The 25,423-nt window shown below is 42.7% G+C and carries 20 protein-coding genes and 2 pseudogenes; 14 read left to right on the forward strand and 8 right to left on the reverse strand.

Translation table 11 applies throughout. The annotated features are described in order from the left end of the window. The first annotated feature begins 203 nt into the window (after nt 1-203). The 7 genes from IC007_RS09580 to IC007_RS09610 all read left to right on the forward strand — a co-directional run bounded on the left by IC007_RS09580 (nt 204) and on the right by IC007_RS09610 (nt 7,157). Nucleotides 204-428 carry a hypothetical protein gene (locus tag IC007_RS09580; RefSeq protein ID WP_054845995.1) on the forward strand — a complete coding sequence of 75 codons (225 nt, stop codon included), beginning with the start codon at nt 204-206 and terminating at the stop codon, nt 426-428. A 4-nt stretch (nt 429-432) separates the two neighbouring features. Continuing rightward, entirely contained in the window at nt 433-1,896 is a 1,464-nt protein-coding gene (locus IC007_RS09585; RefSeq protein WP_054845996.1) for an MATE family efflux transporter, read from the forward strand. Nucleotides 1,897-1,904: 8 nt separating this feature from the next. Further along, nucleotides 1,905-2,717, forward strand: a complete 813-nt coding sequence (locus IC007_RS09590) for a class I fructose-bisphosphate aldolase (protein ID WP_149528672.1) — start codon at nt 1,905-1,907, stop codon at nt 2,715-2,717. Nucleotides 2,718-2,721: 4 nt separating this feature from the next. Further along, nucleotides 2,722-3,921, forward strand: coding sequence for a glycosyltransferase family 39 protein (locus IC007_RS09595; protein ID WP_149528673.1), 1,200 nt, complete (start codon nt 2,722-2,724; stop codon nt 3,919-3,921). A gap of 28 nt (nt 3,922-3,949) precedes the next feature. Further along, nucleotides 3,950-5,308 (forward strand): APC family permease, encoded by a 1,359-nt coding sequence (locus IC007_RS09600; RefSeq protein WP_149528674.1) that lies wholly within the window; start codon nt 3,950-3,952, stop codon nt 5,306-5,308. A gap of 139 nt (nt 5,309-5,447) precedes the next feature. After that, nucleotides 5,448-6,227: a nucleotidyltransferase family protein gene (locus tag IC007_RS09605; RefSeq protein ID WP_256202589.1), complete on the forward strand. Its 780-nt coding sequence runs from the start codon at nt 5,448-5,450 to the stop codon at nt 6,225-6,227. A 27-nt stretch (nt 6,228-6,254) separates the two neighbouring features. Next, complete coding sequence (locus tag IC007_RS09610) at nt 6,255-7,157, forward strand: BadF/BadG/BcrA/BcrD ATPase family protein (protein ID WP_054845997.1); 903 nt, start codon at nt 6,255-6,257, stop codon at nt 7,155-7,157. Here the strand turns inward: IC007_RS09610 and IC007_RS09615 are convergent. Continuing rightward, the gene (locus IC007_RS09615; protein ID WP_054845998.1) at nt 7,154-8,593 is read right to left on the reverse strand and encodes a gamma-glutamyltransferase family protein; all 1,440 of its coding nucleotides are present in this window, start codon (nt 8,591-8,593) and stop codon (nt 7,154-7,156) included. The two genes, IC007_RS09610 and IC007_RS09615, sit on opposite strands and share 4 nt — an antisense overlap. Nucleotides 8,594-8,844: 251 nt before the next feature. Between IC007_RS09615 and IC007_RS09620 the strand changes: the two genes are divergently transcribed. Then, nucleotides 8,845-9,210, forward strand: a complete 366-nt coding sequence (locus IC007_RS09620) for a hypothetical protein (protein WP_054845999.1) — start codon at nt 8,845-8,847, stop codon at nt 9,208-9,210. 100 nt (nt 9,211-9,310) lie between these two features. Beyond that, a complete protein-coding gene (locus IC007_RS09625) occupies nt 9,311-11,614 on the forward strand; it encodes a tRNA(Met) cytidine acetyltransferase TmcA (protein WP_149528675.1) in 2,304 nt (767 codons plus the stop codon). Between the two features lie 46 nt (nt 11,615-11,660). On the opposite strand, the gene IC007_RS09630 is transcribed toward IC007_RS09625, so the two are convergent. Beyond that, nucleotides 11,661-12,506, reverse strand: coding sequence for a hypothetical protein (locus tag IC007_RS09630; protein ID WP_054846001.1), 846 nt, complete (start codon nt 12,504-12,506; stop codon nt 11,661-11,663). 612 nt (nt 12,507-13,118) lie between these two features. Between IC007_RS09630 and IC007_RS09635 the strand changes: the two genes are divergently transcribed. Together IC007_RS09635 and IC007_RS09640 are read left to right on the forward strand one after the other, a co-directional pair. Further along, nucleotides 13,119-13,514: a hypothetical protein gene (locus tag IC007_RS09635; protein WP_054846002.1), complete on the forward strand. Its 396-nt coding sequence runs from the start codon at nt 13,119-13,121 to the stop codon at nt 13,512-13,514. 142 nt (nt 13,515-13,656) lie between these two features. Continuing rightward, the gene (locus IC007_RS09640; protein WP_162204987.1) at nt 13,657-14,943 is read left to right on the forward strand and encodes a cryptochrome/photolyase family protein; all 1,287 of its coding nucleotides are present in this window, start codon (nt 13,657-13,659) and stop codon (nt 14,941-14,943) included. A gap of 54 nt (nt 14,944-14,997) precedes the next feature. On the opposite strand, the gene IC007_RS09645 is transcribed toward IC007_RS09640, so the two are convergent. From IC007_RS09645 to IC007_RS09660, 4 genes are all read right to left on the reverse strand, one after another. Next, complete coding sequence (locus IC007_RS09645; protein WP_084739758.1) at nt 14,998-16,143, reverse strand: MFS transporter; 1,146 nt, start codon at nt 16,141-16,143, stop codon at nt 14,998-15,000. Between the two features lie 95 nt (nt 16,144-16,238). Then, entirely contained in the window at nt 16,239-16,508 is a 270-nt protein-coding gene (locus IC007_RS09650) for a hypothetical protein (RefSeq protein WP_149528676.1), read from the reverse strand. Between the two features lie 191 nt (nt 16,509-16,699). Continuing rightward, entirely contained in the window at nt 16,700-17,116 is a 417-nt protein-coding gene (locus IC007_RS09655) for a MarR family winged helix-turn-helix transcriptional regulator (RefSeq protein ID WP_162204988.1), read from the reverse strand. Further along, nucleotides 17,049-18,698: an MFS transporter gene (locus tag IC007_RS09660; protein WP_054846006.1), complete on the reverse strand. Its 1,650-nt coding sequence runs from the start codon at nt 18,696-18,698 to the stop codon at nt 17,049-17,051. The genes IC007_RS09655 and IC007_RS09660 overlap by 68 nt, the downstream gene beginning before the upstream one ends. A 424-nt stretch (nt 18,699-19,122) precedes the next feature. Between IC007_RS09660 and IC007_RS13855 the strand changes: the two are divergent. Continuing rightward, nucleotides 19,123-20,203 (forward strand): annotated as a pseudogene (locus IC007_RS13855) (RNA-guided endonuclease TnpB family protein). A 215-nt stretch (nt 20,204-20,418) separates the two neighbouring features. Here the strand turns inward: IC007_RS13855 and IC007_RS09675 are convergent. Then, entirely contained in the window at nt 20,419-22,416 is a 1,998-nt protein-coding gene (locus IC007_RS09675) for a DEAD/DEAH box helicase (RefSeq protein ID WP_149528677.1), read from the reverse strand. 88 nt (nt 22,417-22,504) lie between these two features. After that, nucleotides 22,505-23,663 (reverse strand): annotated as a pseudogene (locus IC007_RS13860) (RNA-guided endonuclease TnpB family protein). A gap of 278 nt (nt 23,664-23,941) precedes the next feature. On the opposite strand from IC007_RS13860, the gene IC007_RS14225 reads away from it, so the two are divergent. Further along, nucleotides 23,942-24,517 (forward strand): APC family permease, encoded by a 576-nt coding sequence (locus IC007_RS14225; RefSeq protein WP_054846835.1) that lies wholly within the window; start codon nt 23,942-23,944, stop codon nt 24,515-24,517. Continuing rightward, nucleotides 24,495-25,304 (forward strand): APC family permease, encoded by an 810-nt coding sequence (locus IC007_RS14230; RefSeq protein WP_054846836.1) that lies wholly within the window; start codon nt 24,495-24,497, stop codon nt 25,302-25,304. The genes IC007_RS14225 and IC007_RS14230 overlap by 23 nt, the downstream gene beginning before the upstream one ends. The last annotated feature ends 119 nt before the right edge of the window (nt 25,305-25,423 follow it).

A 25,423-nucleotide genomic window follows, 5' to 3' on the forward strand; every position in this document is an offset into this window, starting at 1 on the left:
CAAAAATAAAGTAAAATATTAAGAGTTTACCCACATACCCTATTTAACGTGGTACTGATAAATTAGATTCGTTATATATTTCTTTAAAAGAACTGAATTATCAATTGTACGTGAACGGCCTTCTTTGAGTTTTGTTATCTTGTACCAGAATTTAGCGAATTACTTGAGAGGATTTTTAAAGTACCACATAAACCTAATTTTGAATGCCAACTGTCAGGTTACCTTTGGAGTGGTATGAAATCATCGAACATGTTTCTAAAAATAGGAAAGAGAAGTTCGCCGAAACTCTAAACTTCATCGTTAAATCGGAAGAATGCATCGGTTTAGATTACGTTGAACCTACTTCCTTCAAAAAGATAGAGGTCTCAACTCAGATGGACTCTACACTTTTCATGAGAAAAATCGAACATTTCCTCTTTTGCAGGTGAATTTATGGAGAAATCTGATGTAGGGCTAGTGAGGGTAGGGATCTATAATCTGCTAATAAAGCTCGTCATAGCTCCGCTCTCGTTCGCCTTCTCTTTGCTCGTTGTGAAATACCTCTCTAATCCTCCCTATGGTTTAGAAGTATTCGGAACATGGCAATACATTTTCACGTTGATAATAGGGTATTTCACGATCCCTGCGGACATGTTTTCACTCCTCACGTCTAGATATTCCTCAGAAGGAAGACCCGTAGGGGGTCTCCTCATCCTCAACGGCGTATCCGGTCTCATCTCTTCCATGATTTTCCTGCTACTCATACCTTATTTTGTCTATGCGTCTAAATATAATTATCCGGAATATTTTTATATTTCAATCTCTTTAATTCTAATTTACTATATATACAGGATATCTAACGCGATGGTGCTGGGTAGGTCTCCCAGGAGAGTAGGGGAGATCACTGCGGTTTTTCAGGTAGTGAGACTATCTTCAGCAATTGTGCTAATGTTCGTCTTCAATTTGTCCATAACAGCTGCCATTCTGGCATACGATCTAGGTTATATGGCCCAAATACTTCTGAACGTGTTCTCGGTTAGGTCTAATCTAAAGGTAGATTTGAAAATAGCGACTGCAGCTGTGAGGAAGTCCCTTCCAATAGCGGTTTATTACCTTCAAAACATGATTGAGGCAAGCCTGGTTTGGATAGTTGTAGCGATAACCGGAAATACGGTGACAGTGTCATACTTTGAATCCGCTTTCGTTCTAGCTAACGTGATTACATGGTCTCAAGCAACTCAAACTGGGCTCATCAAGAAACTGTCAGAGACTAAGGATCCTAAAGTTTTAGAGACCTCATTGAGACTTTTCTCCATTGCCTCTGGGCTCTTCTTGATCCTGATATTCGCTGAAGGAAAGGACGTCCTTTTTAAACTTAGGCCTGATTACGTTAACTCCGTATTTGCACTTTACGTGATCGCGTTCTCAAATCTTCTGAGAGGAGTATACTCAATATTCTACCAAAGTATACTGATGAAGGACGAAACCTTAGCTTATGGAAGCGAAGGAGAGCTGAAGGGGAAAGTAGCGAAGCTCACAAGGTATAACTTGTTCCTTTCCTTCATTGGGGTGGTCATCTCGGTGTTTCTCATGGAGGTAACTAAAAATGACCCACCTTACATCGTTGCTATAGCTATGTCAGTAGGATTATTAGTGAACTCGCTTTCAATGCTCTTCACTTCATATTCCTCCTCCAGATCTTTGTACAACTTCAAGCTATCACTTGACATGCTAATACCTATAGTGATATCTTTCGTGGGAATACCGTTGAGCTTCTTCATGTTCACCAAGTCTTACGTAGACATGTTCTTGTATGCGATAGTTGTCATTGCAATCTTCACGGCATTGAACATGGCGAACCCATACTTCAGGCTACTTCTGCGGAATGCAAGAGGATTTATAAGATCGCTGAAGTAATGAAACGCATGTCAGGTCTTGAAATCAGGCTGAAAAGACTATTTCAAAATGAGAGGGCATTCGTAGTAGCATTAGATCACGGATTGGTCATGGGTCCTATGAAAGGTTTAGAGTCTCCAGCCGAGGTAGTTCCTAAGCTAAGGAGCGCTGACGCCCTTCAGATGAGCCCTCCTATGGTTAAAATAGTAAAGGAGAACTTCTTCTCTCGCTCTTCTCCTATGTTGATAGCTAGGTTGGACACAGCAAATGTATGGAGGGATAAGTATCTAGAGCACAAGGAGGGATATTACTCGCAACTCTTTACAGTTAAGGATGCTATCAAGGCCGGAGCCGACGCTGTGGTAACTTACCTGGTCGTAGGGTACGACTCTGACCAAGTTGAAGGTTACAACCTAGAGTCCTTAGCTTCGATCAGGGTCGACGCTGAAGATTTCGGGATTCCCTTTATAGTTGAACCTCTTTATGTCGTTAGAGGAAACCCCGATTCAGTTAAGGAAGTTGAAATGGTGAAGTACGTCACCAGACTAGCCTCAGAGCTGGGGGCAGACATACTGAAAGTTGATTACACAGGGAAGAACTTCTCTGAAGTGGTGAAAGTAGCGTTCTCGCCTATCCTCATCAGGGGAGGACCTAAGACGTCTAACGACTCTGAGTTCTTATCGATGTTGAAGGAAGCCTTAAGTGCGGGAGCTAAGGGTATCACTGTAGGAAGGAATTTGTGGCAATCTAAAGACCCCGAGGCCATGGCCAAGTCTATAGCAAGGCTAGTTCATGAGAATGCAGACATTGGACAAATTTTAAAAGAATTGGAGCTATCTTAATACAATGCGTTTTGGGAAAGTCTGCCCTATAAAATTGTTTTCTTATAGCCTACTTGCAATTATAGTTGCGGTATATACTTATTTCACTGTGATGACTTATGCCTTTGTAAATGCCTACATAGGGGACGAAGTTTGGTACCCTACTGCTGCATATAACATTCTCAAGATCATATTCCACGTCACTCCTCCTATGTATTTCCCTTATTCCAATGAGCAGGGAATACAAACATACGTGAACACTTGCCATCCTCCTCTTGCGAAGTACTTCATGGCAACTACTATCATGATGTTCGGATACCAACCTTTCGCTTGGAGGATATGGAGTTGGGTTCTAGGAGACTTAACCTTAGTAGTAGCTTTCTTTCTCGGGAAATATCTACTGGGAAATCAGGGAACAAAGGCGTACCTGGGGGGTATAGTCTCTACGCTTTTAGTTGCGCTAGACCCTAATTTCTGGTTGCTCCATGGGGTAGCTATGCTGGAAGTTTATGTATCGTTCTTTGGGATTCTGTCGCTTTATTTTCTACTGAAAAAGAGGTTGTTGTTGGCTGCGATTTCCCTTGGCCTGGCGATGGCATCGAAAGAGCCGGCTTACCTCTTGGTTATTCCTTTCTTGTATTATGTAGGAGAAATAAAGCGTAGTCCTGTGGATAGGTCAATTTACGGGTTGGGCGTTCCCATCCTCACCTTTGCAACTGCCTCAATACCGATTATTGCGTATTATGGTGGCATAATTAAATGGCTTAAGGGTACATTTCTGGATAGGGCATCATGGGATATCACCAATGGACATATCAGTCTAGCCGACGTCTCTCAGATATCTACCCCCTGGGGATGGTTTCTGAATATACATCCCTTCTGGATGGGGTTTCACTTCTACGCTACAACTAACCCATTCATAATGATATTATGGCCTATTCTAACGGTTTTAGTTATACTCGCTAAGGAGAAGAACCTGATCTTCACTAGCATGTGGGCATGGACGGAGTGGCTTGGTTTCCTCATGGTATATTTCCTGGGAAACCATACCTTGTTCAGCTTTTACGTAACAGACTTCTCCCCTGTCATGGACGTTTTCGTTGCCGTTTCGGTGATCTATTTAGTGGATAGGTTCGTTATCCGTCAGGACAAGACAAAGGTGGAGGAGAACCTTGTATCCGGAGGTGGAACGGAAACGAGTAAAAAGAAGGTAGAGAAACTTTAATACAAGACAAGATAACAGATTCTTCCGTATGTCAAATAAAGAGAGCAGAGAACATCAGCAACAATCCTCTAAGGAGTTGAAAAGGGAAATTGGGTTCAAGGATCTGGTATTCCTTTCCCTTGGAGGTCAGTCGCCTTTCTTAAGCATAATACTATATGGGGCAGAGGCAGTGACACTAGCAGGACTTTTCGGTCCAATAGCTATCATTCTAGGTACAATTTTGGTACTCGCTAACGGTATGGCGGTATATGAGCTTTCAAAGAGGTTCACTAAGGCTGGAGGGTACTATACATATGCATTCTATTCTCTAACTAGAAGGTTAGGTTTTGAAACAGGATGGGTCTATTTGCTATACTCTGTAGGATATGGAGCGGCATACATTCTAGGAGCTGGCTACGTGTTTTCCACAATTCTCGGCATTTCGCCCTGGATAGTTATATTGGCAGTTTTAGGAGTTGGTTCTCTCCTTGTGGTAAGCGGAATAAGGCCTTCTTCTAAGTATGCTATGTTCGCTAGTATAGTGGAGATTTCCCTTATGACAGTCCTAGCTATATTGTTCCTGAAGTCTACCGGTTTCAGGTTCTATAACCCATTTTCTAAGATCCCCTCAGCTGGAGATATAGCTTTAGCAATACTCTTCGGTTCATCAATTCCAACAGGTTACGGTTCAATTACACCAAACTCGGGAGAAGTGAAGGACCCAAAGAAGACAGTGAGTAGGGCAATAGTGACCGTAATTCTTCTAGGCGGACTTCTGGCAGCTTTTGACGTCTATACCATTGCAGACCATATATTTTTCTTTGGCTTAAATCCTAGCAATGTAAATATAGTTGATTTAATTAGAGATAGATTCGGGATTATTACTTTTATTTTTGTACTCTTTGGCGCAATAAATGATTCAGTGTTGGCAACTCTATCTTTCATGATAGCCACGTCCAGAACTATTTTTGCAATGGCATCTACGGGCCTTCTACCCGACAAATTGGGAAAACTACAAGGTTCAAAGCCAACTAATGCAGTCCTCTTGACTATTCTTTTGTATGCTGGAGTTACTCTAATCTCTCTTCTCTCCCTTGTAACTGCGTTCGAAGCGTTCGTAGTAGTGAGCTCTGTAGCTCTACTAGCTAACTTATTTATCCATTTGGCTGCAGACTCGTCACTGTTCAAGATCTCCCTCAAGAGAGCTAATAAGAGGAGGGTAGAAATCTCGTTAGCCATAGGAGGAGCCCTATTCACAATATACGACCTTGTCTTTTCAATAATATATACTTCTTACTCGATAGTATATGTATTCTTTGCATGGATAATAATAGGTTTCCTAATAGCAGAAGTAGAGGATATGGCTAGTCAGGATGTTAATGAAATTGAAGAGAAACATCATAGATGAAAATGTTTCTCACTAGTTCTAACAACAGAGATTCAAGTTACGTTTATGTTAATAAAATTCAATATAGTATAACTATTTTTCTGTATATAAATATAAGTTAAACCCAACATCTTTTATTGGCTGTAAGAAACCTATATTTGTGGAGAGAATAGAAAAGGCCGTAATAACATCTGCTGGAAAAGGAACAAGGATGAAGTATATAACTTCGGTTCTTCCAAAGTGTCTATTACCCTTGCTAGTTAAGGACGGAATTGACGGTAAGAAGGTCGCCAAGCCAGTTATAGATCTAATCATGAAGAGTGTGGAGGAAGTCGGGGTTAGTAAGTTCTGCGTAGTTGTAGGGAAAATGCAAGGAAGGATATTGATGGAATACCTTTTCGATAGAGGTCCGACTTTCGTCTTCCAGAACGAGGCTAAAGGCTTTGGAGACGCAGTGCTGAAGGCTGAAGACTTTGCGGACCAGTCTCCTTTCTTCGTCCACGCCGATGACGGAGTTTTGACATCCGGTTACGATGTCTTATCAAGAGCATTCCTTGAAAAAAACGCAGACGCAGCACTCTTTGTGAGACAAGTGAAGAACCCGTACAGGTACGGGATAATTCAGTTCGAAGAATCGGAAGTAGAAGACTTCATGGGTCACAAACTTTATCACGTGAATGGAGTGGAAGAAAAGCCTAAGGAGCCTAAGTCTAACTTAGCTATTGCAGCAGTTTACATCTTTAGGCCATCAATCTTCTCCGCTCTGAAGGAAGTCAAGGTAAACCAGGATCAAGAACTCGAGCTTACCTTCGGAATAAAGAACATGGTAGAGAAAGGGAAGAAGGTGATCGCTTTGTCTCTAGATAAAGAGAAATGGCTAAACGTTGGTGATCCTGATAGCTACTTTGACTCGTTTACATATGCTTACAAGGAACTTTAAAATATCTTGGTTGTATAATTATATCATATGATCCTCGTAGGTGTAGATGGAGGAGGGACGACTACCGAGGCTATAGCTTACGATACTGAAAGCAATGAGACTGTGTCAGCGGAAGCTGGACCAGGGAACTTTCACAACGTAGGTGTAGCAGAGGCTGTAGCTAACGTTATGACAGCAGTGAAGAAAGCTTCCAGAGGGAGAGTTCCAGACGTGGTTTACATAGGACTGGCAGGAATGGACTCTAGGTATGACTACGACGTCATGAGGGTCGAGTTGAGGAATGCGGGGAAAAGGACTATAATAGACCACGACGGGTTCGTGGCTCTGTACGGTGAAACGAAGGGGAAGCCAGGGATCATAGTGATAGCTGGAACTGGTAGTGTAATAGTAGGTTTCGACGGGCAGAACAAGCTAAGATATGGGGGTCTAGGGTGGCTACTCTCCGACGAAGGCTCAGCATATCAAATAGGTAGAGATTTGCTGAGGACAGTAGTGAAAATGATAGACGGCAGATTACCAAAGACTGCTCTACTTGAAATGACGTTGAAGCAGATCAACGCGAATGACGTCGATGACATAGTTAAATGGAGTTATCATGAAGGTCATAGAGTTAAGGAGATAGCATCACTTGCGGTTGTGGTCCACAATGCTGCTAGGGACGGAGACGAAATAGCCAACACAATACTCAAGAGAAACGCTGAAGAACTCGCAATCAGCTCATCACAGATGAGCAAGCGACTGGGTGTCAATCTGGTCTATCTAAAGGGAGGGATGTTTGAGTCCTGCATCTATTTTAATTATTTTAGAAGTTTCTTGGAGAACTGTAATGTAAGAGCCGTGAAATCTAAGGTAAACGCAGCCTTCGGAGCCTTACTCCTCGCAGCAAAGGAAGTCTCGCTCAAGATAGACATAGACGATGTAAACGATTAGACGGGTAAAGCTATACCTTCTCCGCGTGGGTCTGCGACTCCTATCCTTTTCCCGTCTTTTTTGCTGACTTTCATGGCTTGAACTATCCCGACTTCAGGGGACATGTAGTCGGTCTGTGTTGCAGGAATTCCAAGCCTCTTCTCTGCTATCACTTTGCTTCCTAGATACATAAACCTGGGCGCAGAGACAGCCTCGTCTATCTCCATGTTATAATCTACGTAGTATTCCAGTACTTGAGAGTGTATTTGAGGTCTGAGGTCTCCTCCAGCACAACCTATTAATAGCCTTTCGTTCTCGTTCTCAGCCATAAGTATAGACAGTGTGTGTAGAGGTCTCTTTCTAGGTTGAGGAGCATTGATACCCTCTGTGAATCCAGCTCCCCTATTGTTGAACGTGATGTCGTCTACTACTATACCTGACCCGAAAGGATAGAACAAACTCTGTACTAACCCGACGTCGTTCTCACCATCTGAAGCAACTAGAAATGTAGTGTCGCCTACGTCTCTGACTTTCACGTCTATACCGTATTCAATGAGCTTCCTTGTCAGGTAGTTGTTATCTAAAACTCCATCAGGTAAGGTAAAGAAACGCGGATCAGCGACCAACTTATTTCTATCGTCGTAAGCTAATGCACTCAGCCTGAGGTGTTCGTTTACCCTTCTCACATCGTTGAAGGGCATTGAGTTGATCCCTGCTAGCTCTATCATCTTGAGTAGCTCCAGTGTTGTCAGCCCTTGTGAGTTAGGCGGTATTTCGTATAGGTCATATCCCTTGTAAGGCATCTTTAGTGGTTGGACTACCTCTCCGTGGAATGAAGAGAAGTCCGAGGAGTCCACTGGGACACCCTTTTTAGCGAGCCCATTCGTGATTTCATCTGTTATTCTCCCCTCGTAGAACGACCTAGGTTCCTTGGACACTTCCTTGAGGACTTTGGCCATCCTCCTCAGCTTCAGCTCGTCACCGAACCTTTTCCCGCTATAAATTGAATCCCATTCCTGGCTCATCCTAGATGAAGAGACTATTGCGTGATGTAAGCTCCTGCTTATGAAGAAACCGTTTTCTGCCAATTTTATCGCAGGTTTAAGCAACTCATCCAAAGGCTCCGAAGCGAAATTAGAGAAAGTGAAATCCCATAAGTCAACTAGACCAGGGACCAACACTGAAAAGGGAGACTTATCGCTTGGAACTTTCTCAACTGTGAGTCCTCTCGGTGCTATACTAGAAGCGTTATAAACTATCACACCTTCAGCAGTTTTAGCCATCAAGAACCCATCTCCTCCAAGCCCACTCGTATGTGGCATTACGACAGATAGGACTGCGCTCGCGGCCAACACTGCGTCGAAAGCATTACCACCGTTTTCCAAGACCTTTGATCCTACATGAGAGGCTATGTAATTCTGTGTCGCAATCACTTTTCTACCTACAGCGGAAGGCATACCAATCTTTTTATGCCATGGCAATAAAAAGAGTGTGTGATATAACGATCAAGGTGAAACGAGCATATATTATGTGTCGCTTACCGCGTCTAACTGGATGTCGAGCACGAGAATGGCTATTGACATGAAATACTGTCTTACCAGTATCTGAAATTTCTAATGTAGACAAGGAGAGCCTGATATATAAAGACTATAATTAGGGTTATTTTTATTTAGAAATAAAGAAAGGATAGGTAAAATCTTCGAAATGTGTGATAGAAATGGATATCCCGGAGGACATAAAGAGTAACCTTAAAGAGAGCAGCTGTTTGGCTTTCCGCGATGGAATTGTTTTGTGTAAATCAAACGATTTTCCCTTGAAAAGCGACGCAAGTTCAGTGACGGAGATAGACAGATCGGCACAGGACATTTTAATAAGGCACGTAATTTATGATCATCCAGAATCTCCTCTCACGGTGGAATACACCGCGGATAGGAAATTCATTGAGAAGATCGTAAACAACAAACATGTTAACGTTGTATTTCTGGACGATTCAATGAAGGAGAAATCCCTTGTTAAAGTGCAACTAAGTAAAGAAGAAATAGCGATCATGAAGAAGGAAGCTTCATTAGCGTAAGACTATGTCCTGTAAAAATTTCGGCTAAGAGTGTAGGACTCCACTGATCAAGACCATATGTAGATGATTAAGTTTTAAGCCCTGACCATAAAAGAAGCCTATGGATAAGGATGAGTTTCTGCGCATTCTCTCCTCTTCTATCAAAGACGGAATAGAACGTAATTACAGGAACTTGGTTTTCATTCAGAGGAACGACTCATTTGATGTAGTAAAAGAAATAATAAAACTATATCTGGAAATAAATGAGAATCCCTCTATAATATACGGCTTTCATCCTTGGATAAAGGAAGCTAAGGAAAGGATGAGGAAATTGAGGGAAGATCTAGAGGAGTACCGCTTCGAGGATGCGGATTATTCCAACGCGGAGTGGTTCATGGGCAACTCCTACGATGTAGTGATCATGGACTTAATGGACAATTTTCAGCCCAATAACATAGGTAGAATGGTGGAACTTTGCAGGGGAGGAGGTCTTGTAATACTCTACACTGACGACTTGAAAGGAAATAAGCTGTTCAGGAACACGATTCTCAGAAACGGGAAAGTGTCGTCTCTTTACGAGGATCGTTTCCTGAGGAAGCTGAGGGAACATGAAGGCATATTTCTAGTAGATGGTGATAGTTACTTAGCTCTTCCGTTCAAGGGGAGACTGGACGAAGACCCAGAAAGGAAGGTTGAGGCTAAGAACGCAGCACAGGACATCCACGAGTTATGTAAAACCATTGATCAGGGACTCGCTCTGGAGGGCCTTTACTTCATAATGAGCTCGGGGAAGAGGTCTGTGTCGATAACTGCCCCTCGCGGTAGGGGAAAGAGCGCTGTAGTAGGTCTCTTTCTAGCTTCCTTGGCTTCAGAAGAGAGGAAGAGGAGCTTAAAGGTATTCGTTACCTCTCCAACAATTTACGGGTCGTCCCAAATATTCGAGTTCATGGTGAGAGGGCTTGAGAACCTGGGGATTGAGTACTCACTGAAGAAGAACTCTAACATGATTTCTTCTATCAACACGGAATACATCAAGGTATCCTACATACCCCCCGACGCTGCATATTCTGAGGACGGAGATATCTTGATAGTTGATGAGGCAGCTTCGCTAGGGATTGCCTACATAGACATGATAACGAGGACGTGGAAGAAGACAATTATGATCACTACAGTTCATGGATATGAAGGCTCCAGCAAGGCGTTCTCTAAATATTTAAAGAGGATGGCTGAGAACAGGAACTTGAAACTAAAGAACATAGTCATGGAGCATCCGCTTAGATACGCAAAGGGAGACCCAATAGAGAAATGGTTATACGATTCCCTCCTTCTTGATGCAGAACCGGAAGTCTCTGAGGAAGAGTTTGATTTCCTCTATTACGATGAAATACCTAAGGAAGTCCTATTTGCAGACGACGCAAGGCTAAGGCAGGCCTATGGTATCATGGTTACTGCCCATTATAGGAATAACCCTGACGACCTCATGATAATGGCGGACGGCGTGCATCACAGCTTGAGAGGCCTATCTTCGTCCCGCAACTACGTTTCAGTAGTTCAATTATCAGAAGAAGGTGGACTTGATGAAGAGAAGTTGGATCTAGCCATTAATGGCGGTACTTTCGACGGAGACTTAATACCTGATAGAGTAATAAAACACGTGAGGATAAAGGATTTCGGCAGGCTAAGGGGATGGAGAGTAGTCAGGATAGCTACTGTGCAGGAACTACAGAACAAGGGTCTAGGAAGTGAGATCCTAAGAATGATCGTGAATGAAGCCAAGGACAAAGGACTCGATTGGGTAGGGTCATCCTTCATGGGCGATCCAAAGGTACTGAAATTCTGGATCAAGAACGGTTTCATCCCTGTCCATGTATCTCCGAAGAGGAACGAGAAACTGGGTGACTTCCCTGTAGTAGTGATAAAGCCTATCTCTGAGGAGGCATACAAGCTAGTTGGAATTGCTTCTTACGTCCTGAAGGAGAAGCTCCTGAATACTCTTCACGACGTGTACTTTAACATGAGTCCAGAGATAGCTAGAATCCTGATAACGGGAACGAGAGCGCATCGAGATGTTAACGTAGATCCCATCTATCTGGACAAGGTTTTGGCCTTCATAAAAGGTACAAGTCCGTATGAGTCCTCAGCCGATGGAATTCATATGTTAGTTATGAAATATTTCTGGGACTCCAAGAGACAGTGGTCCGTAATGCCAGACGAGGAAGAGTTTCTAATCGGTAAGGTGATACAAGGTAAACCTTGGGGTAACGTCTCAGCAGTCCTTTCATCAAATAGGTCTCAGGTTACAGAGGGAATATATACTGCGATAGCTGAGATACTCAATAGATATTACCACCTATCGATAGACTCCCCCCTAGGTGTGATGATTTCACAACACGGCGATATTTATGAGCGGATGCACCTCGACTGACGATGGTAAAAAGGATGCTTTAATTTACGTTGGAGGTAGCTTCTCTCTAGAGAAGGAGACCCAAGCTGTTCAGTATTATAGCGACTACTGTGAGAAGAGAGAAGAACTGATGGGTAGCTATTGATGCTCCTGGCTTTGTAGGGCTCCTGTTTATCGACTTGAAGACCCATAACCCAACTATTATTACTCCAAGTGTAGTACCCAAGGTAAACCAGTAGTGAAGTAACACTACTGCTATTACAAATATTACCGCAAGTATTCCGTGTATTCCCCACGCTATCTGCAATCTCTTCAATGTCTTAGAGTCGTCAGGTCTCTTGGCAGGACTGAACTCAGCCTTGGGAGCTACTCTCTTGTGAACCCTCAACACGTCCCCTATCTTTTCCCTCATTCTCCTAGTTCCGGTCACAACTCCTCCCATGAATATTACGAAGTAAAGGAAGTGAGGTGGAACTATAGCCTCTATTAGAAAACTCGTCACGTTTACATTGAAGTATCCTTCTCCGTGTAAGAAAAGCAAGAAGTAAGTTACGAACGTTGTATAAGCTGCTATGTCGTGTATACCCTGAAACACTGAAGGTAATTTCCCGGCGAGGACATAGAGGGTCGCCATCCCTAGTAGGGCTGTAGCCACTATTGAGGCGAAGCCTATCTCAGTGAAAGGTGAAGGGAAAAATATCAGCAAAAAGAGCGATAATAGCCCCACCACAGTGGCCATTATCCTATGAAGAGCTTCGGGATCCTTCTGTGAAGCAACTTCCATCATGTTCCTGGTGTATGGCCACTTAGTTCCTAGTGATAGGCCATAACCATAGCCTTCCACAACTCCTCCTAGAACTATGTTAATTCCCGCAAATATGCTCTCCAAAAGAGCTAGGTAAGGAAGTATCATAAAGTTAATATTTTTCCTATGTCTAAAAAGCTTTGTTCACTAAATGATGAGGAAAAGGAAATCTTGACTTTTCCTTAGTTTACTCCTTGTTCCTTATATAAATAGCAAACCCATTTAGGTAACTCTAGATTGGACGAAATAAAGAACCCTAAGATTACCATTATAACGGTTCATTTTAATTCTAACCTTAAATCTACTTAGGAGGATTAATATTTAATAAGGTAAGATTTTTCCTACTTCATATCTTCTGTGTATGTTGTGAGCCTCACAGGGAAATACATTTCCGCTGTCTATTCTCTCAATCATTCTTTCATCTTCATTGCGTTTCAGTAAGAATATATTTTAATCCTTATCAGTCAATTCTCTCTATACGCTATATAGATAAAGGTTTTAAGTAAAAGATTTCACATGGTAATATAGAAGTGATAGAAGTGAACTACGAAGAACAAACGGAGAAGTTCCTTGCGAACTTCCTGAGAGAGAAAAGGGAGGAGTGCTACAAGTTATACAACAAAGATATATGTAATGCGCTCTACCCAGAAATATAAATCAAAGCCAGATTTTTATTTAGACACCAAAAACACTTTTAAAACAGTTTTCTAATTCTTCAATATGTCATTATCTTCGATGATAAAGGCGGATCAGGAAACTCTTGGAAAGGCTGTGCTGGACGTTTTGAGAAGTCAAGACCCAGCTAGGGACATATATTCTTTTGTAGACTCTCTGATATCTATAAAGAGAGACGATGCTGTATCTGCTCTTGTTAAAGTGCTGAAGTATTTGTCTAAGAACGCAAACGATGAGGAATTCAGGAACTTTTACGGATACGTTCTGACGTCAATATCGGATTCTAGTGAGGATGTGGTCTCTCGTTTCATGGAGATACTCATGGACGCGCAGTCTTACTTGGATCAAGATGCACAGATCAAAGAGAGTAACGCACTGAACAATGCCCTCATGGTCCTTCCAAAAGAGACTTCAAAGAGAATTATGTCTAAGTTACAATGAAGTTTTTAAGGACGAGACTTATTTTTCTATACCAGGAATTAGAAACTATTTATGTTGCTTTAACTTGAAATTAACTTTTGATTTCTCTGCGTATAATTTCCCAGATTTTAACTGTAATTTTACTTTTAGATTTAACCTCACCATGAGAGTCGTAAGTGTGAAATGTGTTTACTGGTTCCGACGAGATCTTAGAACTGTAGATAACAAAGGGCTTTATGAGGCAACTCAACAATGTGACGTCATTTACCCTTTGGTTGTAATAGACAGAAACATAATGGAGAGGGAAGACACGTCACCTAGAAGAGCCTTCTTTTACCTTCAGTCCCTCAACTCCCTCAGGGAGAAGATACCCCTGACTATAAAAGGGGGAGACCCAGTGGAGGAGGTCCCAAAGTTCGTGAGGAACATGGGAGCGTCAGCGGTTTTCTTTAACAGGGATTATGGGTATTACGCTACGAAAAGGGATTCCAATGTGTGTGAAAGAGTCCAGTGTATTACCTTCAAGGATCACGTCCTGGTAGAACCCGGAGAGCTACCCTTATACAAGGTCTTCACCCCCTACTTCAGGAAGTGGTCTGAGGTTCCTAAGGAGAAACCTTACCCTGAGGCGTCCGGGAATTTCGAAGGAAGGAACAATCCTGTGCCAGAAAAGGAGGACTACACTGTACCCTGTTCTAATGAGGAGTGTGCCAGGGAGAGAGTTTTCATGGAAGATAAGGGCACGACCATGCTCTCTCCCTTCATCAAGGTAGGTCTAGTCTCAGAGAGGTTCATCTACTGGAACACGAAGAGTGAGAGAGTGAGGAGACAACTATGTTGGAGGGACTTTTACATTCAGCTTTACACTTCTGACTACAGACTATTAACTAACGGAGTGAGGAAGGAGATTAAATACGATAATGACCCGAAGCTTATAGAGGCATGGAAAGAGGGCGAGACGGGAATACCAATAGTCGACGCTGCGATGAGGGAACTAAACGATACTGGATGGATGGATAACAGATTAAGGCTGGTGACCAGCTTTCTCCTTACTAAGGTAATGTTAGTAGATTGGAGAATAGGAGCGTTACATTTCATGAAGAACCTCCTTGACGGTGAGTTTATAATAAATACAGCAAATTGGCAATGGAGTGCGGGAGTAGGAGTTGATACTAGACCTTTGAGGAGGTATAACATTGTGAAACAGTCCAAAGAGTATGACTCTGAGGGAATTTACATCAAGAAGTGGGTTGACGAGCTAGATGGTGTTCCGGCCGAGTATATACATGAACCTCATAAGATGCCTCTGGAACTGCAGGAGAAGTTGGGTATAAAAATAGGTAAAGACTATCCTTACCCTGTAGTTGACGTCGATGAGGGCTACAGGGAATTTGTGAGGAGATATAAGGAAGTCCATGAGAATGTATTAATGAGGGACTCAACCCCTTAAAGAATTAGAAACACGGGAAAGACTTCTGCTAAAATATAAGAGAGCCTACAAACTTCAAGAGGATAAGTAGCTTGCTCTTTCCTTCAGTATTATAATAGCAATTATTGAAATTATTACCAGGGACTCTAAGGCCAGGAAGGACTCAGCTAACCCGATAAACAAGGATACACCTCCCACGATTATTGGAGTTATTATTGCTACTATAGACATTAAGCTGAAGAACAAACTGTTGGCGGAAGTTATGTTGTCTTTAGAGAACCCTCTGCTCAGAACTGTCAAGGAAACTGGATAGGTAAGTCCGTGGGGTATTCCGAGTATCGCCATTGAGGCTAAGAACTCTGAAAACGTTTGAGAGAAAGATAGAGAAAATAGACCTACACTAGCGATAACAAGGGAGATAAATATTAATGAAAATATCCTTTTCACAGGTTTCAATGCCATGAATAGCCTAGAGAAGAAGGAGGTCGTAAAATAGACCGCGAAAGATACAGCTACTAAACCTGCAGGTATCCCTCTGGAAACCTCTAGGATACCCCCGAAAGATGTTATAGCCGCAAATGGGACGTCATATGAGGTGTTATTTATAACTGCGAGAATGAAAGGTATACTCTTAACTATCTTAGTCGAAACCTTAGTCTGGTTAGAGGACGGTACTTTCAAATAGAATGAGAGTATAGATACCGCTATTCCGAAAGGAGCGAAGACAAGGAAGACGTCCTTCAAAGGATATGCCTTAAGAACTAGATATTCTATGTAGGGACCAACAACCAGGCTAAGGGAGAGAGCTACCGTGTAAAGCGATATAGCCCTTTCCCTGATCCTTCTGTCACCTATCTCAGAGGACATGCTAATCACGTTAGGGAAAATTATTCCCGCTGCGAAGCCCACAACTACAGAAGCTATCCATACAGTAGCTCCGTTTAAAAAAGGGGTGGAAATTAGAGTTACGCTGTAAAGTATTGAGAATACACGTACGAGGAGCTTTCTAATTTGAGGAAGATACGGATTAACAATTCCGCTCGCGAAGAACATGGAACCAGACATGAAAGCTGCAAGTATACCTACTTGCGGAGTCGTAAAGTCAAAGTAATGTTTCACGAAAAGAGGAAACGTAGTAATGACTATGTTGTTAGAACCTCTAAGAAAGAAGGCCAACGAGAACATCAAAGAGATAATGTATAAGTCCCGTGCTAGTCTCATAGACTAACAAGGGAAGTCTTTTTAAAAAAATTAAGTGAAATGTATCAGTAAACTTGGGCTCTTCTTTTGAATTATATACTTCTCTTCTCCCCTCCTTACTTTACCTTAATCTCTCCCTTCCTTGAGCTTTCCTCTACAATTAAGCTAACTAACCTCTTTCTCATTATTATTGTTACTACTATGCCACCCTTAATTTCTATTTCTACCCTATGAGGGGTCACAATAATTGGGCGAGCCCTGAATTCAGGAGGAAGATCTTTAATATCAAAGTTACTATCTATAAGGTAATGTATCAAGTCTTCTACTATCGGCGATGAAACTCCGTAGAACACTTCAATAGACTTGCTGTAACTTCTTTTTTGCATATACTATATCTTCTTTATCATCTTTAATAAAAGTTGTTAAATCATACTTGGTAGTATGGACACATTTGACCTCTAAGTGTATTATTTAAGATGTAGATATTTTATAGTATTAAGTGTACTTCATTAAAATAAAGTAATAGCTGATATAAAAATAAATAATGACGAAATATGAAAAATATTTGAGTCGGGTTCTAACGTGAGCTTGACCTTGGAGGTGAGTCGAGTATTTCCTCGACTTTCTTGAAGAAGATTAAAACTTCGTCTTCTTTCACTTCTTTCAAGATTTGCTCTATCAAGAACTTGTATCTAGCTCTGGTTTCATTCAGAGTGCTAATTCCCTTCTCTGTTATCTTAACGAACACTATCCTCTTGTCTTCTCCTCTGCCTCTTTCAAGGAGTCCTTTGCTCTCCATCTTGTCTATCAACTCCGTAGTTGAAGATTTGCTTATCCCTACCATGTCTGCAATCTCCCCCATTTTCTTCGGACCGTCAATTATCTGGTAAAGGATCTGTACCTCGGTGACGCTGACCCCTACTTGTTCAGCTTCCCTTTGTAGAAGTCTCCTGAGGTCTCTGAATCCTCTTAGTATTAATTCCCAATTTTCCACTTCTACCACCGATTACTGATATTAGACCTGCTAATATCGTAGCAATGAGAGATATTAATATTACTTCATCAAAACCTTGTATGAACGCAGGGGCTATAGCGTTAGCGAAGAAGCTGGGTTGTGACACTTCAGCTGCTAGAGATGGAGGAAGCTTAGACGCGAACGGAGTCAAAGGATCGTAACCTAGGAGCGCCGAAAATAGAGCTACCGCAGCAGGCAAGTTGAAGTTTATTCCCACTCTAGCTAATGAACTGGGCAGAGCTATTGCCATTCCGCTGATTATGATGATGAAGTACATGCTTACGCTTAACGTGGACGCGGTGTTTCCCAGAGCTGCCCTCATTCCCGAGGCTACTCCGCGGTACTGTGGGTTAACAGCCCTCATTATGTCTGCAGTGTTGGGTGAAGTGAATATTCCCATTCCAGCACCTATAATGAAGATAGCTGAAGCGAAGTAGAGGTAATTGAAATCGTAGGGCATGATGTACAACATGAACAGACCTATAGCCGTAGCGAGCATACCTATTCCTTCGAATTTCACCGTGCCGAACCTATCTGAAAGATAACCGCTGAGCGGACCGAATATTGCATACCCAATCAAGTTAGGTATCAGGAATATCCCAGCCCAGAACGGAACTGAAGAGAACGAATATCCGTGTAATGGAAGCCATATCCCCTCAAGCAAGAGAATCAGCATGATAGTTATCCCTTGCCTTACAAGCGACGCTATCATGTTAGATGATACGGACGCAGAGAATAGCCTGGACTTGAAGAGGCTAAGGTTGAACATTGGATTGGGTATTCGTCTCTCCTCATAGAGGAAAGCTCCGAACAGGATCAGAGAGATTGGGAGTCCAGCTATCACTATGGGATTGCTGAACCCGAACTGAGAGCCGCCGTAGGGGACAAGCATGTAGGTCACTGATATCAAGAGAAGAGTGAGGAAACCTCCAAATAACGCGTTATCGAGTACGTGTATTTTCGCTGTATTTTTGGTTCCCACGTCCTTCAGGGTCAAGTAAGACCAGATAGATCCTACTATTCCCACTGGGACGTTCACTAGGAATATGAACCTCCAATCAATTGTGGATAGTACTCCGCCAAGAATTAGTCCTACTATACCTCCTATTAAACCAGCTATTTGGTTCAGTCCCAAAGCTCTCCCGAGCTCGTTCCTGGGGAAGTAGTCCGTGAGAACTGCAGAACTGTTAACCATCAAAAACCCTCCTCCTACGCCCTGAAGAAGCCTAAACGCTATGAGTTCCAGTATACCTTGATTACCCGTGGCTGTTACGGAAGCTAAAAGGGCAGACGCGACGGTAAAGATCACGAAACCCAGAGTATACAGCCTGGCTCTTCCGAAGGTATCGGATATTCTTCCGAAGGTCACAACCAAGGTCGAGGTCACAACCATGTAACCCAGTATCAGCCAGATCAGGTAAGCTATCGCTGAAGGGTTTTCGGGATTGAAGTTCAACCCTGAGAATATTGCAGGTAAAGCGATAATTATCATGTTATAGTTAGCGAATGCCATGAATATTGCTATTGATGTATTAGTTAGAGCTAACCACTTCGATTGCATAGATTGTTCTATACCGAACTAGTTAATAAGCTTTTTAATAGTTAGGTCTCTAACTATCAGCTTAATGATACTGCTCTTCATTTAAAATAGCTAAAAGGAGATGTAAAGAGCTGAACATCCAAACAACTTAGACTTAAAATGAAGAAAACACTATCTTCCTTATTTCGATAGAAATCTGTTCACACAGGTTTATCACGTTTCTTAGTTATATGGAGAGTTATATGGAGATTTCACTTCAGCGTCAATAGGTTTTCCTGATACGTCTAAAGAAATGTAAATTCATATAGGAACGAAGTTCACTGACTTTTTTTACAAAAGTTTGAAAGCCTCGCCTCTTAAGGTGAGGATGAAAGTTTAAATACTCCTTTTTCCTTGAATTTGCTTAACGGCTAGGAGGGGAGAATCAATCAGAGCTACAGTTTCAATGAAGATTGGTTCATCAGACTCCCTCCTAGCACTTGTTAATAACTATGCGAAAGCATTAAGGTATGTCCTATTCTGGTTGAAAGAAAACGTCCCGAACCCAGAAGAGGAGGGAGTGTTGGGGAAAGTCCACGAGGAGTTATACGATAAGATAAGGAGTGAACATAACCTTACTTCAAAAATCGCTGAGGACTGTTATAGAGACGCACTTTCAGTATACAAGGGTTTGGTATAATAACCCCCAAGAAAGGCAGGTCCCCGAGAGTGTACAAACCTACAGTGTGGTTAACACCCAAGTTAAGTTATAACGTGGACATGGAGAGGATAACTGTTAGAGTTGCTGGCGTCCTAGGAACCTCAAGGAATACGTGAACTTTACGATTAAGGAGGCTAGGCTCGTCGTAAAGGACGGTAAGGCTTTTCTCAAGGTCGTTTTCGAGAGAGGCCCACAACACGTTGAACCTAAGTCGAGTGTTGCTGTTGACGTGAATATGAACGAAATAGTAGTAGGTAAGGACGACAAACACTACGTTAGGATCCCAACAAGGCTACACGAAACCCACCATCAAAAGTCTTTAGCTGAAAACCTTCAGAAGAAGTACCAGATGTGGAGGGAGAACAGAAGGATCCTTCATAGGATTCGTTCCTTCCACCAGAAGGCTAGGAGGATCATGGAGGATTAACCAAGGAAGGTAGGGAAGTGGGTCGTGGAAGTTGCAAACTATTTCAATTCTAATGTTATAAAGCTAGAGAAATTGACCAACATGATAAGGAACGTGAACAGACTCCCTAAGGAGTACCGCGACAAGCTGTGCCTCATGCAGTACAGTCGTGTCCAGTACTGGATTGAATGGCAGGCTAAGAAGCACGGATTGATTGTCGAGTACGTTAACCCCAGGTACTCCTCAACGTCCTGTCCTAAGTGCGGACAGAAGATGGTAGAGACTGGACACAGGTGGTTCTCATGTCCATGTGGTTACGAGGACGACCGTGACGTTATTGCTATCATGAACCTCAATGGGAGGGGTTCTCTGACCCTCTCGTCTGCCCCTCAAATGAGGGATGTAAACCCGAACCGATGAGGGGAACCCTCGCCTTCAGGGCGGGGAGAAATCAGAGTTGCATTATACACTTTCGTCTAGTTAGTCTTAGTTTGGTATAATAATGTAATTTATCCAAAAATTTACATATTACAGTAATTTCAATAAAATCATGCACAACGTCATGGAACGTTATAGGATCCGCGTTCTTACAACAGTCAGTCTATTTAGAGAACTTCATGGTATGCCAAGGTCTCCTACCTTTCTTCTTGTTTCTCAACGTCTTTCCTTTCTTGTCTGCTGTCATGAACTTCACATGTGTTCTTATCTACATCTGTGATAAATCCTCTCCTCTTAAGTTCCTCATAGGAGTCCATTCCGTACTTCCTGATTATTTCTCTCCTCGGAACTACCTTTCCTCTGTATTCTTCGACACATCTCATCATATCATAAACTATCTGGAACTCGCCGTAAACTTTCTTGCATACGTCTGAGTATCCCTTACTGATCATCATCCCCCTGAAGGAGGGCGACCCCATCATGATGCATACGTCAATTTCATCTTCGCATTTAGACTTCTTAATCAACTCTGTGGCCGTGCCTCTATCAACTCCGAGTTTAGAGATACCCCTATATTCGTAGGGAAAGCCGTTCTTCAAGGAAACGTGGAACCTCCACGCCTCTTCGTACTTAGGGTTGTCCAACGCTTTCAGAAGTCTGAAATATGCGAACGAAATCCACCTCGCGTTTGAGATCACTTCCTCCAGATCCTTGGAGCTCAGTTTCGGGCAGAGGTTATCTATGTTCTCTCCAGAAGCCCAGTTCCTTAGGAACGTCTCGCCTTCCTTGCAACCTCTGAGAGACGCTACGACGTCAGGAGCGTTGGTTACTGTCTTCACTATTTCCTCCTTTCCTTCAAGGTCTAGCCCCCTGATTGAGTCTACGTCTATGTAACTCATGGAGACAGCTACTCCCAGCTCGCTCAATGCTATCTCTTTATCCTTCTTTATCAACCCAAGGTCGTTGAGCTTCTTTAAGTATTCCTCCAGTTTTGTAGTTTCATCTCTAAACTTGAGTGTACCCTCAAGTGTTTTCTTGAGGTTTTCCTCTGTTATTCTTCCAGCCCATGAAATTATTCCAAGGATAAGGTTCTCAGTCTTGCCCCTCTTATCTCCGTCCTTCATCTTAGAGAGGAAGAACTTCTCCCAAAACCTCTCAGCTTTCACTACCGTGTCCGTGACTATCACTGCTATTCCTTCCTTGTCGTAGGAAGGCCTCCCAGCTCTCCCAGCGATCTGCCTGAACTCCATAGGGTCTAGGTCACGCCAACCCGTGAAGTTTCCCTTATCGTCTGTAGTTGGTAACACCGTATCATAAAATATTGTAGAGAATACGGGCAAGTTAACTCCTTGGCCTAAAGCAGTCGTAGAGATCAGGACGTTCAGTCTCCCTCCTTTGAAGTCCTCAACGATCCTCTTTTTTACGTCGTAGGCTAACCCGCTGTGGTAAGCCTCGGCGTGAACTCCGAACTTCATCAGAGTGTTCTTCAGCTGTTCCGTTGAAGCTCTGCTCTTCACGAATACCAGACAGTTCTTGTTCAAGGCCCCCGTGACGTATGTCACCACGCCCAGGAGTACTGCTAGCTTGGAGTTACTCAGGTTAGGTACGTCCAGCTCCGTGTCGAAACCGTTATCGAAGCACCTCAGGACGTATGGGTAAGCAACGCATTCATGAAGAGGGACGCTCCTCTTCTTTACCTCGATTAACTTGGCGTTAAGCCACTTGGCGTACTTCTCGACATTAGGAAGCGTTGCGCTCAGGGCGACAATGGGGACCATGTTAGCCTTTGCCCAGGCTACGATGCTCTCTATCGGTATACCTCTGTCCCCTTCAACGTTGTGAACCTCATCTATGATAACCATGCTCACGTCCTTTAACCACTTGTACCTATGCCTTATTGCGCTGTCGAACTTCTCGTAAGTGGCCAATAGGACTTCCCCGTTAAAAGTCCTCAAGTCGTTCTCATAGACTTCTGAGTCAGCATATATGACCCCTTGTCTCTTGTTCATCACGTCGAGGTATACTTCTCTTGATAACGCCTTTAATGGAGAGACGTATACCACAACCTTGCTTCTGGTTACCAAGAGGCTCTTGGCTAGATGAGTCTTTCCTGACCCAGTTGGTGCTGTGATCAGGAAACTCTCGTTTGAGGCTTCGTCATATTTTTCATAGAAAAGCGAAAGTAAATCCTTCACTGAAGTGAATTTCTCTCCACGTTTAAAAGAGTTTTTTCGCTGAAGAAAGCTCAAACTGACTTCCTCCCCGCCACGGCGAGGGTTCCCCTCATCGATTCGGGTTTACATCCCTCATTTGAGGGGCAGACGAGAGGGTCAGAGACCCCTATTTAGGTTTATGATCGCAATAACGTCACGGTCGTTCTCGTAACCGCATGAAGGACAGCGGAAAAATACCTATGAGAGATCTCCTCCATCCTTTTCCTACTTTTAGGGCATGAAACGGAAGAGTAACTGGGATTCACGAATTCTACGACCGCCACGCTTCTCAGCTTGCCACTCAACCCAATATTGAATCCTACGATATTGCATCAAATACAACCTATCCCCGATCAAGTGGTAGTTTGTTAACACGTTTAATCAGGTTCTTGAGGTTCTCTCTAACTTGATAACGTTGGCACCGAAATCCTCAGCAACCTCAACAACCCACTTTCCCACTTTTCTAGCATCCTCCGTAATCCTCTTAGCCTTTTGATGAAGAGAACGAATCCTGTGAAGAATCCTCTCGTTCTCCCTCCACCTCTTTGGGTTAATTCTTTTGAAGGTTTTCAGCTGAAGACTTCCACTGGTGAACCTCGTGAAGGCGAGTCGGAATCCTGACGTAGTGTGTATCGTCCTTGCCAACAACTATTTCGTTCATATTGATATCAACAGCAACGCTTGATTTAGCTTCGACTTCCTCTTTCGGTCTCTCAAAAACGACCTTGAGGAAAGCCTTATCATGGTTAACCACTAGCCTAGCCTCCTTCATCCTCCAACTCATGTAGTCCTTGAGGTTCCTGGGATAACCCAGTGGTAGTTTTCACCAACACTCGCTATCCTAACAGTCATGTTATATCCTAACAGTCATGTTATCGAAGTCCACGCTATAGCTCGCTCTAGGGTAGCCACACTGTAGGTTTGTACACTCTCGGGAAACGTCCTCTTCTCGGGTTATTGTACCAACCCTTGTATATCGCGAGAGCATCCCTATAACAGTCCTCAGCAACCTTTGATGGTAGGTCGTATTCCTCTCTTAACTTCGTGTATAACTCCTCGTGGACTTTTCCTAACACTCCCTTCTCTTCCGGATTTCTCACGTTCTCCTTCAACCAAAATAACGAAAAACGTATTGCTTTCACGTAGTCGTTCACGAGGGCTAGGAGGGGTTCAGAGAGAGCGATCTTCATTGAAACAGTAGCTCTGATCGCTTTAACCCTCCTAGCCATCAATAGAATTTCGAAAAAAAACTAATATTTAAACAAAGGGGACTATCCATCCCCGCCTCAGAGAGGCGAGGCTTTCCGCCCCCTTAACCCCTTTTTCTGTAAGAACGAGTAGAGTAAACCTTCCCTAAATAGAGAAAAAGGAAACCTTACTAGGTTAGTCTACAGATTAGCTCTGCTTTTTGTTAAACGTTAGCTTTTGGAAAGTTTTCCTACACGTTAGCCTTCAAATCTCCTTTAGATTACCTTTATTACATATTGTTTTCTTCTCTTTACTTGCAGTGAGCAAAGAGGAAATTTCCGTACCAGAAGCCATTGCCGTAGGCTTAGGTGCAATAATAGGAGCTGGAATATTTGTACTTTCAGGGGCTGCTATCTCTCTGGCTGGGTCGTACTCAATTTTGGCATTCCTGTTCATTGGAGCACTGAGCGTTCTTGTAGCTATGTCTCTAGGAGAACTCACCACAATTTTCCCCCACGAAAAAGGTTCAACATATTCTTACGTGTTCAAAGCATTTGGACATGAATTGGGACTCTTGACTGGGATCATGGTATACTTCAGTTTTTCTACTTCTATTTCTGCGGTGGCAGAGGGATTCGGATCTTATCTCTCCTCAGCTCTTCATGAACCCTCTCTCTCACTGATTTTTGCTGCTATTTTAGTAGTTGTGCTGACCTTAGTTAATTTGTCAGGAGTTCAGAAGGCAGCCAAGACTGACCTTGTACTCGTTGCAATCAAGTTGAGCGTTCTATCCGTATTCATAATATTTTCATTCTCTTTCGCTTTTCTCCACTTCTCTCTCTCACTTCGCCTCAACGCCTTCTCAGACCGAAGTGCTCCCTTTCTTCTCCTCTAGCATTGCAATATTTTTCGCGTATACCGGGTTTCAGGTCATAACGTCTTTTGCTGACGACGTTACGGGAGGACCTAGAAACGCTGCTAAGTCCGTGATCTATTCAGTATTGATAAGCATGGTCTTTTACGTTCTAGTCGTGATCTCAATGATATTCTTAGTTCCTGTGAGCCAGTTTAAGATCGATGCTGATCCCCTCTCGTATGCCTTGGCTTACTCTCACGCCCCTTCTTGGCTCCATGTTTTAGTTGACGTAGGAGGAATGATCGCTACGGCTTCAGCTACTCTGGCCAAGGTGTTAGCTTCTGGTAGGACTCTCTATCAGATCTCAGTCGACATGAACTTACCGAAGTTCCTTGCAAAGTACGATAGCTCCAAGGACGTGGCTCCTGTAGCAACCATCGTTTCTTCAATTATAGCATTTATTACTTTCTTTGCAGGAAATATATATGTAATAGCAGCAATAAGTAACTTCGGTCTCATGTTTTCCTTTATCATGAGTAATCTAGCTTTGTTTCACTTCAGGAAAAGGGGTATACGCGGAACATATACTATGCCGTTTTTCCCAGTCACAGTAATAATCTCTACCTTGATGTTGCTTTCCCTGATGTTGGGATTTCCAAGAGAAGCTCTTGTAATAAACATGGTAATTATAATTATCATACTATTGATTTCCTATATACTAAAGGATTTAAAGGAAATCAATCATTTTTTCAAAAGCAAAGTAGAATCAAAAACTTCAGCTCCTATCTTTTTTAAAAAAGCGACTATTATAAACTCTAGAAAATAATATTCGATATTAGATAGAAAGATTTAAAGGTTTTGTTTTCTCGTGTAAGCATAGGTGCATGAGTTGGAAGAACGATACTGAAAACGGTGAAGCTGGGCTTCATATACGAGAATCAATAC

It is taken from the genome of Sulfuracidifex tepidarius, from assembly GCF_008326425.1.
Lineage (GTDB): Archaea > Thermoproteota > Thermoprotei_A > Sulfolobales > Sulfolobaceae > Sulfuracidifex > Sulfuracidifex tepidarius.